The organism is Streptococcus mitis (assembly GCF_009496285.1).
GTDB classification, from domain to species: domain Bacteria; phylum Bacillota; class Bacilli; order Lactobacillales; family Streptococcaceae; genus Streptococcus; species Streptococcus mitis_BP.
This window is the reverse complement of sequence record NZ_WIJK01000006.1, coordinates 38648-55385: the sequence shown is the minus strand read 5'-3', so window position 1 is coordinate 55385 and position 16738 is coordinate 38648. Positions and strand designations below refer to the sequence as shown.

The 16738-nt window shown below is 37.0% G+C and carries 18 protein-coding genes; 1 reads left to right on the top strand and 17 read right to left on the bottom strand.

Annotated elements, in window-relative coordinates; all coding sequences use genetic code 11:
• Positions 1-2: 2 nt before the first annotated feature.
• The 12 genes from metA to cdaA all read right to left on the bottom strand — a co-directional run bounded on the left by metA (position 3) and on the right by cdaA (position 10798).
• Entirely contained in the window at positions 3-947 is a 945-nt protein-coding gene (metA, locus tag GEZ89_RS03190) for a homoserine O-acetyltransferase MetA (RefSeq protein WP_001122704.1), read from the bottom strand.
• Positions 948-1139: 192 nt separating this feature from the next.
• A complete protein-coding gene (locus tag GEZ89_RS03185) occupies positions 1140-1652 on the bottom strand; it encodes an adenine phosphoribosyltransferase (RefSeq protein ID WP_075229870.1) in 513 nt (170 codons plus the stop codon).
• 140 nt (positions 1653-1792) lie between these two features.
• Complete coding sequence (locus GEZ89_RS09830) at positions 1793-2065, bottom strand: hypothetical protein (protein ID WP_416222456.1); 273 nt, start codon at positions 2063-2065, stop codon at positions 1793-1795.
• Between the two features lie 36 nt (positions 2066-2101).
• The gene (locus tag GEZ89_RS09825) at positions 2102-2386 is read right to left on the bottom strand and encodes a hypothetical protein (RefSeq protein WP_416222455.1); all 285 of its coding nucleotides are present in this window, start codon (positions 2384-2386) and stop codon (positions 2102-2104) included.
• A complete protein-coding gene (locus tag GEZ89_RS03175) occupies positions 2386-4254 on the bottom strand; it encodes an ABC-F family ATP-binding cassette domain-containing protein (protein WP_153224938.1) in 1869 nt (622 codons plus the stop codon). The genes GEZ89_RS09825 and GEZ89_RS03175 overlap by 1 nt, the downstream gene beginning before the upstream one ends.
• Positions 4251-5450 carry a CCA tRNA nucleotidyltransferase gene (locus tag GEZ89_RS03170; RefSeq protein WP_153224937.1) on the bottom strand — a complete coding sequence of 400 codons (1200 nt, stop codon included), beginning with the start codon at positions 5448-5450 and terminating at the stop codon, positions 4251-4253. Before GEZ89_RS03170 ends, GEZ89_RS03175 begins: the two co-directional genes overlap by 4 nt.
• Complete coding sequence (gene dapB / locus GEZ89_RS03165) at positions 5447-6214, bottom strand: 4-hydroxy-tetrahydrodipicolinate reductase (protein WP_153224936.1); 768 nt, start codon at positions 6212-6214, stop codon at positions 5447-5449. Before dapB ends, GEZ89_RS03170 begins: the two co-directional genes overlap by 4 nt.
• Positions 6215-6495: 281 nt before the next feature.
• The gene (locus tag GEZ89_RS03160) at positions 6496-7344 is read right to left on the bottom strand and encodes a DegV family protein (RefSeq protein ID WP_153224935.1); all 849 of its coding nucleotides are present in this window, start codon (positions 7342-7344) and stop codon (positions 6496-6498) included.
• Between the two features lie 3 nt (positions 7345-7347).
• Entirely contained in the window at positions 7348-7722 is a 375-nt protein-coding gene (locus GEZ89_RS03155; RefSeq protein ID WP_153224934.1) for a DUF1149 family protein, read from the bottom strand.
• 65 nt (positions 7723-7787) lie between these two features.
• A complete protein-coding gene (glmM, locus tag GEZ89_RS03150; RefSeq protein ID WP_153224933.1) occupies positions 7788-9137 on the bottom strand; it encodes a phosphoglucosamine mutase in 1350 nt (449 codons plus the stop codon).
• A gap of 25 nt (positions 9138-9162) precedes the next feature.
• The gene (locus tag GEZ89_RS03145) at positions 9163-9954 is read right to left on the bottom strand and encodes a YbbR-like domain-containing protein (protein ID WP_153224932.1); all 792 of its coding nucleotides are present in this window, start codon (positions 9952-9954) and stop codon (positions 9163-9165) included.
• Positions 9941-10798: a diadenylate cyclase CdaA gene (gene cdaA, locus GEZ89_RS03140; protein ID WP_153224931.1), complete on the bottom strand. Its 858-nt coding sequence runs from the start codon at positions 10796-10798 to the stop codon at positions 9941-9943. Before cdaA ends, GEZ89_RS03145 begins: the two co-directional genes overlap by 14 nt.
• 134 nt (positions 10799-10932) lie before the next feature.
• Between cdaA and GEZ89_RS03135 the strand changes: the two genes are divergently transcribed.
• Entirely contained in the window at positions 10933-11901 is a 969-nt protein-coding gene (locus GEZ89_RS03135; protein WP_153224930.1) for an NAD(P)/FAD-dependent oxidoreductase, read from the top strand.
• Between the two features lie 382 nt (positions 11902-12283).
• Here the strand turns inward: GEZ89_RS03135 and GEZ89_RS03130 are convergent, their stop codons facing one another.
• Genes GEZ89_RS03130 through GEZ89_RS03110 form a run of 5 tightly spaced genes read right to left on the bottom strand, consistent with a single transcriptional unit; the run spans position 12284 to position 16505 of the window.
• Positions 12284-13663 (bottom strand): sensor histidine kinase, encoded by a 1380-nt coding sequence (locus GEZ89_RS03130; RefSeq protein WP_153224929.1) that lies wholly within the window; start codon positions 13661-13663, stop codon positions 12284-12286.
• Complete coding sequence (locus tag GEZ89_RS03125; RefSeq protein WP_075229881.1) at positions 13654-14313, bottom strand: response regulator transcription factor; 660 nt, start codon at positions 14311-14313, stop codon at positions 13654-13656. The genes GEZ89_RS03130 and GEZ89_RS03125 overlap by 10 nt, the downstream gene beginning before the upstream one ends.
• A gap of 19 nt (positions 14314-14332) precedes the next feature.
• Complete coding sequence (locus GEZ89_RS03120) at positions 14333-15070, bottom strand: lantibiotic immunity ABC transporter MutG family permease subunit (protein ID WP_194251825.1); 738 nt, start codon at positions 15068-15070, stop codon at positions 14333-14335.
• Positions 15070-15807, bottom strand: coding sequence for a lantibiotic immunity ABC transporter MutE/EpiE family permease subunit (locus GEZ89_RS03115; protein ID WP_153224927.1), 738 nt, complete (start codon positions 15805-15807; stop codon positions 15070-15072). The genes GEZ89_RS03120 and GEZ89_RS03115 overlap by 1 nt, the downstream gene beginning before the upstream one ends.
• Before the next feature lie 2 nt (positions 15808-15809).
• A complete protein-coding gene (locus GEZ89_RS03110) occupies positions 15810-16505 on the bottom strand; it encodes a lantibiotic protection ABC transporter ATP-binding protein (RefSeq protein WP_153224926.1) in 696 nt (231 codons plus the stop codon).
• Positions 16506-16738 lie beyond the last annotated feature (233 nt).

Sequence of the window (16738 nt, the reverse complement as noted above, 5' to 3'; positions counted from 1 at the left end):
TCTTATAAATATCCAAAATGAGACACATCTTCTTCTGCACTCTTCCACTCAAAAGGCGTTTCTTGGTAAACTGCATAATTTACCCAGTTACTGAAAAAGAGAGCTGCTGAGGAACTCCAACGCATACAAGGAAGTTCATGGATGTCATCATTTTTGAAATAATTTTCTGGTATATGGGGATCTAAACCAGCATCTAGATCTCTAAAATATTCTTTCGCTAGGGTATCACGATCATACTCTAAATGCCCAAAGCTATAAACTTCTCTTAAATCTCGGCTTGCAAGGATAGAGATTCCCACCTCTTTTCCAGATGCTAAAATCTCTAGATTGGTTTTATTTACAATGTCTTCTTTGAGAATTTCTGTGTGACGAGAATGAGGAGACACATACAAGTCATCAAAACCTCTCAGCAAAAGATGACCTTCTTTTAAAACATCCTGAGGATAAATTCCCGAAAGCTTTTGAGCCATCTGGTGTTTATCTACGCCGTAACGATAGTAGAGGCCAGCCTGTGCTCCCCAGCAAATATGCAGGGTTGAAAAAACATGAGTCTTTGACCAATCGATGACCTGAGTAAATTCTTCCCAATAGTCCACTTCTTCAAAAGGAAGATGCTCAACCGGCGCTCCTGTGATAATCAAGCCATCAAAATACTGGTCTTGAACTTCCGAGAAGGTCTTATAAAAAGTCTCCATATGCTCAGAACGAGTTGTTTTCGACTGATGACTTTCCATATATAAGAAATCAATATCTAACTGCAAAGGAGTATTAGCTAAATGTCGTAAAAGCTGAGTCTCTGTAACCATCTTCTGTGGCATCAAGTTTAAAATCAGAATTTTCAGTGGTCGAATATCCTGATGAGCCGCCCGCTGGTCATCCATGACGAAAATATTTTCCGTTCGTAAAATCTCAACTGCTGGTAATTTTTTATCAATTCGAATCGGCATGGAAATCTCCTTACTGTATCAATTCTAGGCTCAAACGAACATACAGTCGTCAAATGAAAAATCAGCTGACGAAAGTCCTTTCCTTTATTATACTGTAAGAAGATATAGTTTTCAATTATAGTTTTTCTCTAACTAGATATAGCCTTTTTTTATATCAGATGAAGAGAAAACAGCCCTAGGGACTGTTTTTCACTAATAATGCATAAGCACTTTATAATCGTAATCTCCGATAGCTTCGCGACCTTTAAGCTCATCAAGCTCAATCAAGAAGGCACAACCAGCTACGATACCACCAAGTTTTTCAATCATTTCGATGGTTGCTTTCACAGTACCACCTGTTGCCAAAAGGTCATCTACGATCAGAACACGTTGACCTGGTTTGATAGCATCTGCGTGCATAGTCAAAGTATCAACACCATATTCTTTTTCATAGTCAGCTGAAACAACTTCACGTGGTAGTTTTCCAGGTTTACGAACAGGCGCAAAACCGATTCCCAATTCAAAAGCGACTGGACATCCAACGATAAATCCACGCGCTTCTGGTCCAACAATCATATCGATTTTTTTGTCAGTAGCGTATTGGACGATTTCACGAACAGCATAGCTATAGGCATTACCATCAGCCATCAAGGGACTGATATCACGGAAGACAATTCCTTCCTTAGGGTAGTTTTCAATGGTTGCAATGTAATCTTTTAAGTTCATAGCATTTCTTTCTTTTAAAATTTTTACTCTCTATTATAACACATTTCTTAGAAAAGAGAAATAGAAAGAAGCCTTGACACTTGGTACAAGACTTCTCATTTTTTTCTTCAATTGTTGCTATCATTGACTGAATGAAGTTCTTACTTCTTTTTGCTTTTAGATTTGTGATTGAGTTGACGATTTTGTTCGATACGCCACTCTCGCTCAAAGTATGTCATCGTTTCAAATACTCTGCCTGGTAAACCGACATCCAGCAAGTAGATTGGGATTTTCAAAACGTTAGAATGTTTAGCAGTCGTAAATCCACTTCGTAGACGATTCCATAGAGATTTTGTTTTTACAAGGTCTTTGTCAAAAAAATAAACTTCAATCTGGTAAAAATCCCTCGAACTTCTACCACCCTTAATTCTCACAAGTGAAAATGTTTCTACTTGTCCCCAGGAATAAAACTACCAGTCTTTCTTCGGAAATGGTTTATAGGAAAATCCTTGAGCCGTACATTTCAAATACTCTTTATCTGAAAAAAGAAGTCTCAAACGTTCATACAAAATCCATCCAACAATGATGATTAAGAATAAGACAAAGAGTCTTAATGCCACTAATCCCACAGGTGCTTCCTTGGGATAGGTCATCATAAAAGATAGGATCCAAAGAAGAAAAGCTAACTCAACTAAGCAGAGAACGATAGTCCAAATGATTTTCTTACTGCTCCATTTGATAATTTTTTCTTCCATTAAGCTAACTCACTTAAATATTCATAGCGTTCATATTTTTCAAGCAAGGCTTCATTCTTTTCATCTAACTCTTTTTGAAGAGTAGCTAGCTTCCCAAAGTCCGAGCCATTGGCCAGCATTTCCTCTTCAATGACAGAGATACGATTTTCCAAGGCTTCGATGTCTCCTTCAATACTTGCCCACTCTTGCTTTTCTTGGTAAGTCATGCGTTTCTTTTCTTCACGGACTTTGACGACTTTTTCCTTCTCAGCCTTTTGAACTTGACTTGTCGCTTCTGCTTCGAAGGCTTTTTCATCTAGGTAGTCGGTGTAATGCCCAAAGAAAGGACGAATGCTACCATTCTCAAAAGCAAGAATCTTAGTCGCAACTTTATCAAGGAAATAGCGGTCGTGACTAACTGTTAAGACTGGACCTACAAAACCTTGTAAGAAATTTTCTAGAACAGTTAAGGTCGCAATGTCTAGGTCATTAGTTGGCTCATCCAAGAGGAGCACATTTGGTTTTTCGAGGAGCAATTTAAGAAGGTAAAGTCGTTTTTTCTCACCACCAGACAACTTCTCAATCAATGTTCCATGCGTCGAACGTGGGAAAAGGAACTGCTCCAGCAACTCTGCAATCGAAGTACTAGAACCACCGCTGATCTTGACCTCTTCTGCCACTTCCTGCAGATAATTGATAACCCGCTTACTCTCATCCAAGCCTTCGATTTGTTGAGAGAAATAAGCGATGCGAACAGTTTCACCGATAATAACCTCTCCTTCAGTCGGTTTCAAACTTCCTGCAATTAGGTTAAGAAGGGTTGACTTCCCAACACCATTGTCACCAACGATTCCGATACGGTCTTTGGCTTGAACCAAAAGGTTAAAATGTTGCAAAATCGGTTTGTCATCATAGGCAAAGGAAACATCCTTAAACTCGATCACCTTCTTACCGATACGGCTAGTTTCAAAATTCATGCTCAGGTCTGTTTCAACACTAGTATCAGAAACCTCCTTTTTCAAGTCATGGAATCGATTGATGCGTGCCTGTTGCTTGGTTGCACGAGCCTGCGGTTGGCGTCTCATCCATGCCAATTCTTGCTTATAGAGTTGTTCCTTTTTGTGAAGAAGAGCTGCATCGCGCTCATCCTGTTCAGCCTTGAGACGAATATAATCTTGGTAATTTCCTTGATATTCTGTCAAACCTGCTCGGTCCAACTCGAAAATACGTGTTGACAGCGCATCTAGGAAATAACGGTCGTGGGTGATAAAGAGGACGGTCTTCTTGGAATTTTTCAAAAAGAGGGTCAGCCACTCAATGGTAGCAATATCCAAGTGGTTGGTTGGTTCATCCAAAAGCAAAAGATCGTGATTTCCTAGCAGCACTTGGGCCAACTGAACCCGTCTTCGCAAACCACCTGACAAGGCTCCAACTGGAGTTGATAAATCCTGAATTCCCAGCTTGCTGAGAACGGTCTTGACCTGACTCTCAATTTCCCAAGCTTGGAGAGAGTCCATTTCTGCCATGACCCGTTCCAAACGCGCCTGCTTATCCTCACTGTAGTTGAGCATAAGAAGTTCATACTCACGAATGAGCTGGATTTCCTTGAGGTCGCTGGATAGGACTGTATCCAAGACCGTCTTGCTATCATCAAAATCAGGATCTTGGGTCAAGTAACCAATCTTGTAGTCGTTTTTTGCCGAAAAAGGGCTTACGTCACCATCAAAACCAGAGATTCCCGAAAGGACATCCAAAAGAGTTGTCTTCCCTGTCCCATTGACACCGATAAGACCGATGCGATCCAAGTCATGGATAATAAAGGAAATATCCTTAAAGACAGTCTTGTCTCCAACGGATTTACTTAGTTTTTCAACAATAAAATCACTCATTTTTTCTCCCTCAAGTAGGCATGAATAGCTTCCAAGTTATTTTCCAAATCTCCATCTACAATAGCATACTCAATCTCTGCTAAAATTTCTCCCATTTCTGGTCCTGGTTGATAGCCATATTCTTTGATCAAAATCCCACCATTGATTTGAATTTCTTTTTTATCATGGATGGTTAAGCTGTGGTAAGTCTCTTCGATGGCCTGTGGATCAAAGTCTTTTCCTTGCGCCTGACGAAGGTTTTCAGCCTGCAAGAGTAAATCTAAGTCAAAACGGTAACAATCGCGCTTGCTTAGTTCCCCTTCTTCACGAAGTTCTAAGATCGTAAGTAAATCTTGGACTTGCTTAGCGAATTGACGCGAAGTTTTCCAATGTTTCAAAAATTGTTGAGCATCTTCCACTTCTAAAACCCATAAAAGTGCAGCCCAGGCTTGTTCAGAAGATTCAAAGGTGAAATTATCTCCTAAATCAAATAAAGACTGAAGTTTTTCCTGACTACCTGCCATATCTGGAAGATAATCATAAGCTTTACTTGCAATCATAGAAGATAAGCCTACTCGCCAATGAGGAGCTAGTAGAAGTTTATCAAATTCTACAAAAGTACGTTCCACAGAAATTTTCTCTAAGAGTGGCGTTAAGGTCTTCATCGCTTCAAACGTTTCTTGTTCAAGTTCAAAACCAAGACTGGCTTGAAAACGAAAGCCACGCATGATGCGTAGCGCGTCTTCATTGAAACGTTCACTAGCTATACCAACTGCTCGCAGGACTTGGTTTTCTAAATCTTGTAAACCATTAAACAAATCGACAATTTTCCCTGTCTCATCTAAGGCAAAGGCATTAACTGTAAAATCACGACGCTTAAGGTCCTCTTCTAGCGAACGCACAAACGAAACTGAACTTGGTCTACGGTAGTCTACATAGACATCCTCAGTTCTAAAAGTGGTCACTTCGTACTCTTCATCTCCGTCTAAAACCAAAACTGTTCCGTGCTCAATGCCAATGTCAGCTGTACGAGGGAAAATCTGCTTGGTCTCTTCTGGATAAGATGACGTCGCAATATCCACATCATGGATGGGACGATTAAGTAGAGCATCCCTAACAGAGCCCCCAACAAAATAGGCTTCAAAGCCAGCTTCTTTAATTTTTTCTAATACTGGTAAAGCCTTCTGAAATTCAGAAGGCATTTGTGTTAATCTCATAATAAGTGTTCTAATCCATAGACAAGCTCATGACGCTTGACAACTTCCTTGATTCCCAAATTCACCCCTGTCATGAAGGAGCTACGATCATAGGAGTCATGACGCAGAGTCAAACCTTCTCCTTGATTTCCAAAAATGACTTCCTGATGGGCTACCAAACCAGGTAAACGGACCGAATGAATTCGCATGCCATCAAAATTAGCTCCACGTGCACCTGCAATGAGTTCTTCCTCATCGCTAGCACCTTGTTGAATAGGCTCACGAACTTCAGCCATCAATTCAGCTGTTTTAATAGCTGTTCCGCTAGGGGCATCTTTTTTCTTGTCATGGTGAAGCTCAATAATCTCTACATTTGGGAAGTATTTTGCAGCTTGTGCCGCAAATTGCATGAGTAAGACAGCACCCAAGGCAAAGTTAGGAGCAATTAATCCACCCAAGCCTTTGGAACGAGAAAAATCTTTTAGTTCTTCTATTTCTTGACTAGTGAAGCCTGTTGTTCCAACGACAGGTGCAAAGCCATTTTCAAGCGCAAAACGGGTATTCTCATAGGCAACAGCTGGTATTGTAAAGTCCACCCAAACATCTGCCTCAAAACCTGCCAAGTCATTCTTATCATTGAATACTGGAATCCCCTGCCATTCAGATGCAGACTCAAAAGGATCTAAAACCGCTACTAGTTCAAGTTCAGGATCAGACAAAACCATCTGACAAGCAGATTGGCCCATTCTCCCCTTAAAACCAGCAATAATTACTCGAATACTCATCTCAATCTCTACTCCTATTTAAGATACAAAGTCTGTAAGAACACAAAGTGAAAATAGGAGGTCTGAGCAAGGAGTATCTACTCCTTGGAAGAACTATCTTTTTCACACAGGGTTCTAGGCGTGTTCAATTTTAAGATACAAAGGACCTTAGCTGCCCATGAAAAATAGGGAATGGCGCTGACTATACACGAAAGGCTAGACAGGCATCTTTTTTCAAGAGGTAGGTAGTCCGTGTTCAATTTCTAAGATACAAAGGACCTTAACTGTCCATGAAAAATAGTCTAGATTATGGGTGTATAGCCCAGAGCAATACTTCCTTCTCCCAGGTGAGTCCCAATAACACTACCGAAGGTTGCAATTGAAACATCTGTAGCCACTCCGCCATCTATCAAAAGCTGGCGCAAATCTGCTGCTTTTTGAGGAGCATTCCCGTGAATGACAGTAATCTGGTAATTCCCAATAGCTGTTGCTTCTTTAACAATTTCAACCAAGCGTTTGGTAGCCTTTTTCTCTGTACGAACCTTTTCATATACTTCTATCACACCTTGGTCATTGAAGTATAAGATTGGCTTGATACTAAGGAGATTCCCTAAAATGGCCGCACCATTTGAAAGACGTCCCCCCTTAACCAGATGGTCAAGATCATCCACCATAATAAAGGCTGAGGTATTTTCAATCTGTTCTGTTAACTTATCTAGTATAGACTGGAAATCATCTCCCTGCTCAGACCATTGAAACACACTTTCCACCATGAAACCTAGTGGTGCACTTGTAATTCGAGTATCAGGAAAAGCAATGGTTAGACCTTCGAACTCATCCGTCATATACTGGATGTTTTGGTGAAATCCTGAAATTCCAGAAGATAGGAAAAGCCCCAAAGCATGTGTATAGCCTTTATCTTTTAATAATGATAAAATTTCATACAACTTGGCAATACTTGGTTGACTCGTTTTTGGCAATTCGCTTGCTGAAGCCATTTTTTCATAAAATTCTTGAGCGGTTAGATTTACACCTTCAACATACTCCTGTCCATCGATATTCACAGGAATGTCTAGCACAAATAAATCTTCTTTCCGCAAGGTTTCCGCTTGTAGAAAAGCAGATGAGTCTGTTATGACCGCTAATTTCATTTCTTAAAACTCCAAATTAATTCCCGGTATATCAAGGGCAATTTCTGTTACTTCATAAGTCAAACGATTAAGCATATCCAAACATGGACGAGCTAGTGTCTCAACCTCTTCTTGGCTGAAATCACTTGGTTGGTCGATAATACGACCTTCAACATGATTGACTTGAGAAATCGTTCCACTAATGACAAATCTATCAAAGACAATCATAAAGCTCAAAACAACTACTAAAGAGGTAACTTGATTTTCTTGATCATGCTGAAGCAACTGAAAGTTTACATCTACCTTAGTTTCGGGTGCTCCATTTTCATTTTCCCATTCAAAGTTACGCGCATCGAAGTGATACTGACTAACAAATTCTTGTTCACGTTTTAAATTCATTTTCATCTCCATTGGTACAATATAGTTGCCATTGTACCATATTTTTTTATTTTCTGCTAGATTTACTAAATACCAATCTCAGTTTTAACAACTTCAGCAATAGTGTCTACATAGTAGTCTACTTCCTCAGTGGTTGGGGCTTCAGCCATGACACGCAAGAGTGGCTCCGTTCCACTTGGGCGAACGAGGATGCGACCATTGCCTGCCATTTCTGCTTCCATCTTCTCGATAATGGCCTTGATAGCTGGCACTTCCATAGCTTTTTCTTTCATGGCATTTTCAACTCGGATATTGACTAATTTTTGTGGGTAAATGGTCACTTCTGAGGCCAATTGAGACAAGCTCTTACCTGTTTCTTGCATGATCTTCGCCAATTGAACCGCTGAAAGTTGACCATCACCAGTAGTATTATAGTCCATCAAGATAACGTGACCTGACTGCTCACCACCGAGATTGTAGCCAGATTTTCTCATTTCTTCAACGACATAACGGTCTCCAACAGCAGTGACTGCTTTATTGATCCCTTCACGATCCAAGGCCTTATGGAAACCAAGGTTAGACATAACTGTTGTTACAATGGTATTTTGAGCCAATTGACCTTTTTCAGAAAGGTATTTACCAATAATGTACATAATCTTGTCACCATCGACAATTTCGCCATTTTCATCAACAGCAATCAAACGGTCACTGTCCCCATCAAAGGCTAAACCAATGGCAGATTGACTTTCTTTTACAAGTTCTTGCAAGGCTTCTGGATGAGTTGAACCAACGTTCAAGTTGATGTTAAGACCATCTGGTGTTTCACCAATAACTGTTAATTGAGCACCTAGGTCTGCAAAAATTTGACGAGCACTTGTTGCAGCTGCTCCGTTAGCAGTGTCCAAGGCAACCTTCATCCCTTCAAGAGGAGTTCCAGTTGAAACAAGGTAGGCTTCATACTTACGCAAACCTTCTGGGTAGTCAACAACAGTACCCAAACCTTCTGCACTTGGACGTGGAAGACTATCTTCACTTGCATCAAGCAAGGCTTCGATTTCTGCTTCTTTGTCATCGTCTAGTTTAAAGCCGTCACCACCAAAGAATTTAATTCCGTTATCAAGGGCTGGGTTATGACTTGCTGAAATCATAACACCTGCGCTTGCACCTTCAGTTTTAACAAGATAAGCTACTGCTGGTGTTGCAAGAACGCCTAGTTTATAAACGTGAATTCCGACTGAAAGGAGACCAGCAATCAAAGCCGCTTCTAGCATTTGACCTGAGATACGAGTGTCACGTCCTACAAACACTTTCGGTGCTTCAGTCGTATGTTGACTGAGAACATAACCTCCAAAACGTCCCAACTTAAAAGCTAATTCTGGCGTAAGTTCTACGTTTGCTTCTCCACGGACTCCGTCCGTTCCAAAATATTTACCCATTTTTTTATCCTTTTCTATTGTTTTATTAATCTTTTTTTGAAGAGTCTGGCTTGGTTTCAGAACCAGTTGAAGACGAACTGCCCGAAGATGAGCTTGTCGTTGATGAGCTAGAACTACTTGCTGATCGAACTTGTTTCGTTGTTATCTTCATGGTTGTTTCATACGGTTTAATCACCGTTGGTAAAACTGTTCCATTCTTATCAATAGCTTGTAGAGGAACTGAACCCGTATAATTTCCTGTAATTTTTTCACTAGTTGGTAAAACAGCCACAATCTTATCAATCTTGGATAAGGTATCAGCATCACTAGTAACCGAAACGCGTTCATCTGAAACAGTCACACTATCGATGAGAATTCGTTCATCAACCTTACCAGAGTCAATCTGTGGAGTGACTGGTAAATTATCCCGTGTTGCTTTCTTCCCAATTTTAACGGTGATTTTCTGCGGTGTTGCTAGGGCTGTTAAACCGCTCGGAAGATTTTCAATGGTCAAGGGTACTTCAACCGTTCCTTCTGTCGCCTGTGTTAAATCTGCAGTAACCTTAAATTTACGAGTGCTTTCTTGCATCTCACTAGCCAAGGTCACTCGATTGGATCCAGTTAAAAATACCGTTACTTCTGAACTAAAACCACTAATAAAATACTGCTCACTATCGTACTGAATATCAATTGGTACATTTACGACCGTATTGGTATAAGTTTCTGTTCGAGCCGGTCTTGCATTATTATTATTTTGATAATTAATAGAGGTAGCGTAAATAAATAAAACGCAAGCAAAGAGGAGTGAGGAGATGATATATAAACTATTTTTTTTCATTCTTCCAGCCTCCTAATATACGCTCTGATAAACTTGGCTCTTGTGAATTTTCCGGAATCAGTATACGACGTAGTTCTTCCTCAAATTCTTCCATCGTTAAATCATGCTTAAAGACACCATTATAGGTAATGGAAATACCTCCAGTTTCCTCTGATACCACAAAAGTGAGAGCATCAGAAACCTCAGATAAACCAATGGCTGCACGGTGTCGCGTTCCAAACTCCTTAGAAATACCAGTGTCTTCAGTAAGTGGAAGATAAGCAGATGTTACAGCTATTCGATCACCTTTTATAATGACTGCACCATCATGTAAAGGTGTGTTTGGAATGAAGATATTGATTAAGAGTTCTGCAGAAATCTTAGCATCTAAAGGAATCCCAGTAGATATATATTCCTGCAAGGTTCTGACACGCTGAACTGATACCAGTGCTCCAATTTTTCGTGGGCTCATATATTCAACTGCTTTAACAAAGGCCTGAATCATCTGTTCTTCTGAACTCATTGGTGTACTTGAAAAGAAATCAGTCGCACGGCCCAAGCGCTCTAAACCTGTCCGAATTTCTGGAGAAAAAATAACAACCGCTGCGATAACACCGTAAGTAATCAATTGATTGATCAACCAGGAAATAGTTGTTAAGCCTAGGGTATTTGCTGCTATCTGAGCTAAGATAAACACTAAAACACCTCGAACCAGAATCATAATCTTGGTTCCTGCAATTGATTTTGTAAATTGGTATAAGATATAGGCAACGATAAGAATATCAATCACATTTATCAGAATACTCCAAGGACTGGAAAACAAACTAGACCAGTATTGAAGATTAGATAATTGCTGAAAATTCATTCTGGGCCTCCTCTCCATAAAAAAGCTACTCTTCATTATATCATTTTATATGAAAATTTTCTTCCCCCTACTTCATTTTAAATTGGTAGAAAATATGATAGAATAAAATGATAGAAATGAATTAAGGAGAAACCATGTCTGAACTATATGATATCACCATTGTAGGAGGTGGACCTGTCGGTCTTTTCGCAGCCTTTTATGCTCACCTTCGTCAAGCCAAAGTACAAATCATCGATTCTCTTCCTCAACTAGGTGGTCAACCTGCTATCCTATATCCTGAAAAACAAATTCTCGATGTTCCTGGTTTTCCAAACCTCACAGGGGAAGAATTGACTAACCGCCTTTTGGAACAACTTGAAGGGTTTGAGACGCCTGTACACCTCAATGAAACTGTTCTTGAGATTGAAAAAGAGGATGATGTTTTTAAGATTACAACTAATAAGGGAAACCATACTTCTAAAACCGTTATTATTGCTATGGGTGGTGGTGCCTTTAAACCACGTCCACTCGAATTAGAAGGTGTTGAAGGCTACGACAATATCCACTACCATGTTTCTAATATGCAACAATACGCTGGTCAGAAGGTAACCATTCTGGGTGGTGGTGACTCAGCCGTTGACTGGGCACTAGCTTTTGAAAAGATTGCTCCAACTACACTTGTGCATCGTCGCGATAACTTCCGTGCTCTTGAGCATAGCGTCCAAGCATTGCAAGAGTCTTCTGTGACTATCAAAACACCATTTGTGCCAAGTCAGCTTCTTGGAGATGGAAAAACTTTAGACAAGCTTGAAATATCAAAAGTTAAATCCGATGAGACCGAAAACCTTGAACTAGATCATCTCTTTGTCAACTATGGCTTTAAATCTTCTGTCGGTAATCTTAAAAAGTGGGGATTAGACCTTAACCGCCACAAGATTATCGTCAATAGCAAGCAGGAGTCAAGCCAAGCTGGAATTTATGCTATCGGTGACTGCTGCTACTATGAAGGTAAGATTGACTTGATTGCAACCGGTCTAGGTGAAGCACCAACTGCCGTTAATAATGCTATCAACTACATTGACCCCGAACAAAAAGTACAACCAAAACACTCTACAAGTCTATAATGTCAAAATTACAATTTTATTAAAAAATCAAGTGAAATTTCATGATAAAACGCATAATAACAAGTATCTAAAGAACTTGCTATTATGCGTTTTTATGATTTTAAAAACTTTTCCACTAACCACCTTTATTTGCTTTTTATATAAAGTTTAATACTTATTGATTAGTTTTTTAATATTTCCCCTCATTCCGACATATTCAGACTAACAAACTCTGTGTACCGTATGAGTAATACTAGATAATATTCTATCTTAGTGTAATTTGTAGTGAAAGTTCGAAGTTAACATTTACAAATTGACGTTAAATACAGTTATGAACATGTTATAAAGTTTGATGTTAGTGGCTGTTAGATTAATTATTACATAAGTTAAGTGTTAATCTGGCTCATTTATCATTCTGTATCGGTAATATAAATTTAACTTCAGCACCACGACAAGCTTCTCTATTTTTCAAGATTACTGATCCACCATGTAATTTAATTATTTGTTCAGTAATAAATAATCCAATACCATAATTGGTTGCAGAATGCCTGCTATAATCTCCACGATAGAACTGTTCTTTTGCGTGAATTAAATCGATATCAGAAAAACCTTTCCCGTTATCTAATACTGATATTTCTAAAAATTCATCTACAGTTTTTAAATTCAATTCCAATGTACCTATTCCATTATTATTTTCAATTGAATTCGCTAAGACATTTTGCAATGCTCTCTCTAAGAGTTTCAAGTCTACACTCATTATACCATCTTCAACTACTACATTAGTTTTTAGATTGTTAGAATTAATTGACATTAGTTCTTTAGAAACTGTTACCAATTGTTCTGATACAGTTTTTACTGCCAACGATTGTGGCTGGTATTCAGTGGCATTAGAATTCTTATTCATGATTAGAAGTGTTTTTATATATTCAGATATTCTATTGCTATTCCTCAGTATATAATCTATATAAATACTCTGGTCCTCTGTCACAGATGTCTTTTTAAGCAACTCAGCATTTCCTTGAACAATAGATACTGGGGTTTTCAAGTCATGTATCAAAGCAGAAATCTGTTTTTGCTTGTTTTCTTCCTGTATCCACTCTTTGATTAATGACTCTTGCAAAGCATTTCTCATTTTCTCTAAACTAAATAGAACTTCATTAAATTCTTTGACTCTTGAATAATGCAGGTCAAAATCTAAAGTTTGTTCTGATATTTTTTCGGAAGCAGCAAATATAGGTGAGAGTTGTTTCACAAGATATTTAGCCCATACTATTGTAACAACCAATGTATTTAGTAAACTAACTAAAATAAGAATACTGACATACACTACATTGACATTAGGAAAATATTTTGCCATGAATTTATTTGTAAAATAGGGTTTTACTGAATATTGAATAATACAATAACCGTCATTTCGTAAAATTTCTATATAGCTATAAGATGGGGTATTATATACTCTCTCATTATTATAGTATCGAATTGCTCTATCTTCTTCATCTTTACTCATTGAACTAGTAATGATATTCCCATCCTTTGAAATTAATAGATATGAAGCATTATCTGGTATAAGATTTTTATCAAAAGTCTCTGTATTGGCTATCGCATTCTTCCTCTCATAAATCTGATTTTCTGTGTAATCGGCAGGTAAAATAAATCCTAATGAATACATGGTGGTGAACATCAGAATTACTAAACCAACTGAAAGAAACAGTACAATTCCTACACTTATTAGATATTCTAAAAATATTATTCTTAGCGATTGCCCTTTTAATTTTATTCCCATTTATATCCAATCCCCCATACAGTTACAACTGGAGATACACCTTCCTTCTGTAGTTTTGCGCGAATATTCTTAATATGTTCTGAAATAGCTGAAGAATTACCTATCCCATCATATCCAAATATCATCTCATAAATCTGTTCTCTTGAAAATACTTGCCCGCGCCTACGTGCCAGAAGTTCACAAATTCGATACTCAGATTTTGTAAAAGGAATTTTCTTATCATTTACATAAATTATATTCGCTGATAAATCAAATCTAATTTCTCCAAGATTTAAACTTAAATGTCTCTCTCGGTTTTCTCGACGTAAATGGGCATCAACTCTCGCAATTAATTCATTTACTCCAAAAGGTTTTAGAATGTAATCATCAGCTCCTGTTGATAAACCCGAAACAATGTCACTTTCCAAAGATTTTGCAGTTAAAAATAAGATGGGACAGTCTACTCTATCTCTAATAGATTTACAATAAGATATACCATCGATTTTTGGCATCATTATATCTAACAAGATTAAATCATACTCTGTTAATTTAGAAATAGGTACTTCTGTTGGATTTTGAAAAATATCTACATGGTATAATTTTTGCGTTAAAATATTTTTGATTAAGATCAAAAGATCCATTTCATCATCTATAGCCAATATTTTCACCATCTTATTACCACCTTCATTTCTATTCCATATTAGTTCTGCCGTTCCATTTATTAAACCAAATCAAACTTACAAATAAAATTACAACTATCATTGGTGTTGCAACTAAAGACCATTTAAAAAATTCATAATAAAATAAGTTTTCACCAGATATTTTATCTACAAAGTAAAGACCACAAAGTCTTGAAGACCAAGAACTTGGTATGTAATACCAAATCTTATCCCCCATACTTGTAACAGCAAGCAGAGCTATCAATGTTTCAAAGAAACCAAGACCAATAGAGGCACCACTCCCAAATCTGAGGCTAATAACCAGATGTATTAAATATAACGGAACAACTCCGATAATCATTAAGACTAATTCCAATATCAAATCATAAAATTCTTGATAATTAAAAAACATCAAAAAACTACTTTGGAGTAAAACAAGTGATAGAGATGCACACAACAATAAGGATAATAACTTACCAATATACATACTAGTTCTTGATTGCGAACCAGTTAACATTATCTGAAAACAACCTGCTTCTGCTTCCATTTCTATTACCTTTGCAGTAATAAAACCAATAATAATCGGGAACAATGCACCTAACGTAATCAAATAATTTAATGTGACATCCTCAATTGAATACCTACTTAGGCTCGTAAATTTAAAACCAGCATATATCATAATCACAAATAGTATTGGGAGAAACAGATATAACCAGGGTAACCAAGTATGTTTTATCTTATATAGTTCAGACTTTAAAATATTTATCACTATCCCACCTCCTGTTTTGCAAACCAAATAGATGATAAGTAAGATAATAGAAGAAATAACAGAATTGAGAAGATACATGGAGGCAAAATGGATGTGTTTAACATCATATTTCCTGCATCTGCTGGTAGTCCATTTGGCATAATTTTCAGCATTGGAACCATAGCTCTTATACTCCAACTATATGGGGAAAACAACCAATAATCTCCAGCAGAAAACATAATTCCAAGTACAACACCTAGTAAACCATTTATCATAAGACTAATAGAAAAACCAAACTTTTTAGCTAATAGTAGGCAAAATGGAATTTGCCATATGCTTGATACCACTAATGCTATACTCGAAACTAATAAAGTACTAAAGCTATAGCTTAAAAATATTTGTTCTCCAAAAATAAATTGCACAATTAAAACTGCTATCAAATGAACCAAACTTGTCATCAGAATCAAACAGCTTGCTACAATAATTTTTGATATCCAAATCTTTCTTAAATCAATACTTAGAGGATAAACTGCCCTATATTTTATTTTTTTATCTTCGTATCGATTCATTAAAGCAAGAATCAGTGCATAAGTAATTGGCATAATTATAGTATACCACCAATTATATGAATCTACTGTAAAATATGGTGGTGCCAGTATATAAGAAAGAATTATCAAAGATATAGGTATTATATAGATTATTTTTTTTAAAAAAGTTCTTTTATATTTTAAATAATCACTAAGGATATAATTTATCATTTTTAATTCCCCTTCTTTACTACTTCCAAAAATAAATTTTCTAAACTTTCTTGAGAGTTTTTTATATCTTGGTATTTTAATTCACCTTCACATATTATTCCGATATAATCTGCAACTTGCTCAACTTCGGAAATATTATGGCTGGATAGAATTACTGTAATGCCTTGTTTTGGAAAACCAAGAATCATCTCCCTTAATTCTTGAATTCCCAATGGATCTAAGCCGTTGGTTGGCTCATCTAAAATTAATAATTTAGGATTATTTAACAGTGCTATTGCAATTCCTAATCGTTGTTTCATTCCCAAAGAAAATTTTCCACTTCTTTTTTTACCTGTATTTGATAGACCAACGATTTTTAGAACTTCATCAATTCTTGATTCGGGTAATCCAAGTAACATTGTTCTTACTTTTAAATTTTCTCTTGCACTTAAGTTCTCATACAACGGAGGTAACTCTATCAAGGCACCAATTTGTTCGAGATCCTTTCTACTCCATATATGATTATCAAATATAATATCTCCGGACGATTTATGGAGCATTCCTGTTATCATCTTTAGTGTAGTTGATTTCCCAGCACCATTTGGACCAAGTAATCCGTAGATACTATTCTCTTTCACTTGTAATGAAATATTATTCACTACAAGTTGATTCCCAAATTTCTTTGACAAATTCCGTGTCTCTAAAATATTTTTTTCCATTTTGATCCTCCTTAAATTTACACTTCAATAATAAAATATAAATTTAAAGATTTTATAAAGAAAATACATAACTTTTATTGATCTAAAAAATAAACTATAAATACGCAATTTAATGAAGATTAAAAATAAAAATTTGAAATTTTTAGTATTCTATCTAGAACCTTAATCTATTAAAACAACGAATCCTCTGAAAATGAAAATTCTACTGAATGAAACTTCAGTAGAATTTTTTA

What these genes read in the sequence shown, in the direction of transcription:
- metA (WP_001122704.1), bottom strand. Translation starts at nt 947, where the DNA reads ATGCCGATTCGAATTGATAAAAAATTACCAGCAGTTGAGATTTTACGA.
- GEZ89_RS03185 (WP_075229870.1), bottom strand. Translation starts at nt 1,652, where the DNA reads ATGAACTTAAAAGATTACATTGCAACCATTGAAAACTACCCTAAGGAA.
- GEZ89_RS09825 (WP_416222455.1), bottom strand. Translation starts at nt 2,386, where the DNA reads ATGGAAGAAAAAATTATCAAATGGAGCAGTAAGAAAATCATTTGGACT.
- GEZ89_RS03175 (WP_153224938.1), bottom strand. Translation starts at nt 4,254, where the DNA reads ATGAGTGATTTTATTGTTGAAAAACTAAGTAAATCCGTTGGAGACAAG.
- GEZ89_RS03170 (WP_153224937.1), bottom strand. Translation starts at nt 5,450, where the DNA reads ATGAGATTAACACAAATGCCTTCTGAATTTCAGAAGGCTTTACCAGTA.
- dapB (WP_153224936.1), bottom strand. Translation starts at nt 6,214, where the DNA reads ATGAGTATTCGAGTAATTATTGCTGGTTTTAAGGGGAGAATGGGCCAA.
- GEZ89_RS03160 (WP_153224935.1), bottom strand. Translation starts at nt 7,344, where the DNA reads ATGAAATTAGCGGTCATAACAGACTCATCTGCTTTTCTACAAGCGGAA.
- GEZ89_RS03155 (WP_153224934.1), bottom strand. Translation starts at nt 7,722, where the DNA reads ATGAATTTAAAACGTGAACAAGAATTTGTTAGTCAGTATCACTTCGAT.
- glmM (WP_153224933.1), bottom strand. Translation starts at nt 9,137, where the DNA reads ATGGGTAAATATTTTGGAACGGACGGAGTCCGTGGAGAAGCAAACGTA.
- GEZ89_RS03145 (WP_153224932.1), bottom strand. Translation starts at nt 9,954, where the DNA reads ATGAAAAAAAATAGTTTATATATCATCTCCTCACTCCTCTTTGCTTGC.
- cdaA (WP_153224931.1), bottom strand. Translation starts at nt 10,798, where the DNA reads ATGAATTTTCAGCAATTATCTAATCTTCAATACTGGTCTAGTTTGTTT.
- GEZ89_RS03135 (WP_153224930.1), top strand. Translation starts at nt 10,933, where the DNA reads ATGTCTGAACTATATGATATCACCATTGTAGGAGGTGGACCTGTCGGT.
- GEZ89_RS03130 (WP_153224929.1), bottom strand. Translation starts at nt 13,663, where the DNA reads ATGGGAATAAAATTAAAAGGGCAATCGCTAAGAATAATATTTTTAGAA.
- GEZ89_RS03125 (WP_075229881.1), bottom strand. Translation starts at nt 14,313, where the DNA reads ATGGTGAAAATATTGGCTATAGATGATGAAATGGATCTTTTGATCTTA.
- GEZ89_RS03115 (WP_153224927.1), bottom strand. Translation starts at nt 15,807, where the DNA reads ATGATAAATTATATCCTTAGTGATTATTTAAAATATAAAAGAACTTTT.
- GEZ89_RS03110 (WP_153224926.1), bottom strand. Translation starts at nt 16,505, where the DNA reads ATGGAAAAAAATATTTTAGAGACACGGAATTTGTCAAAGAAATTTGGG.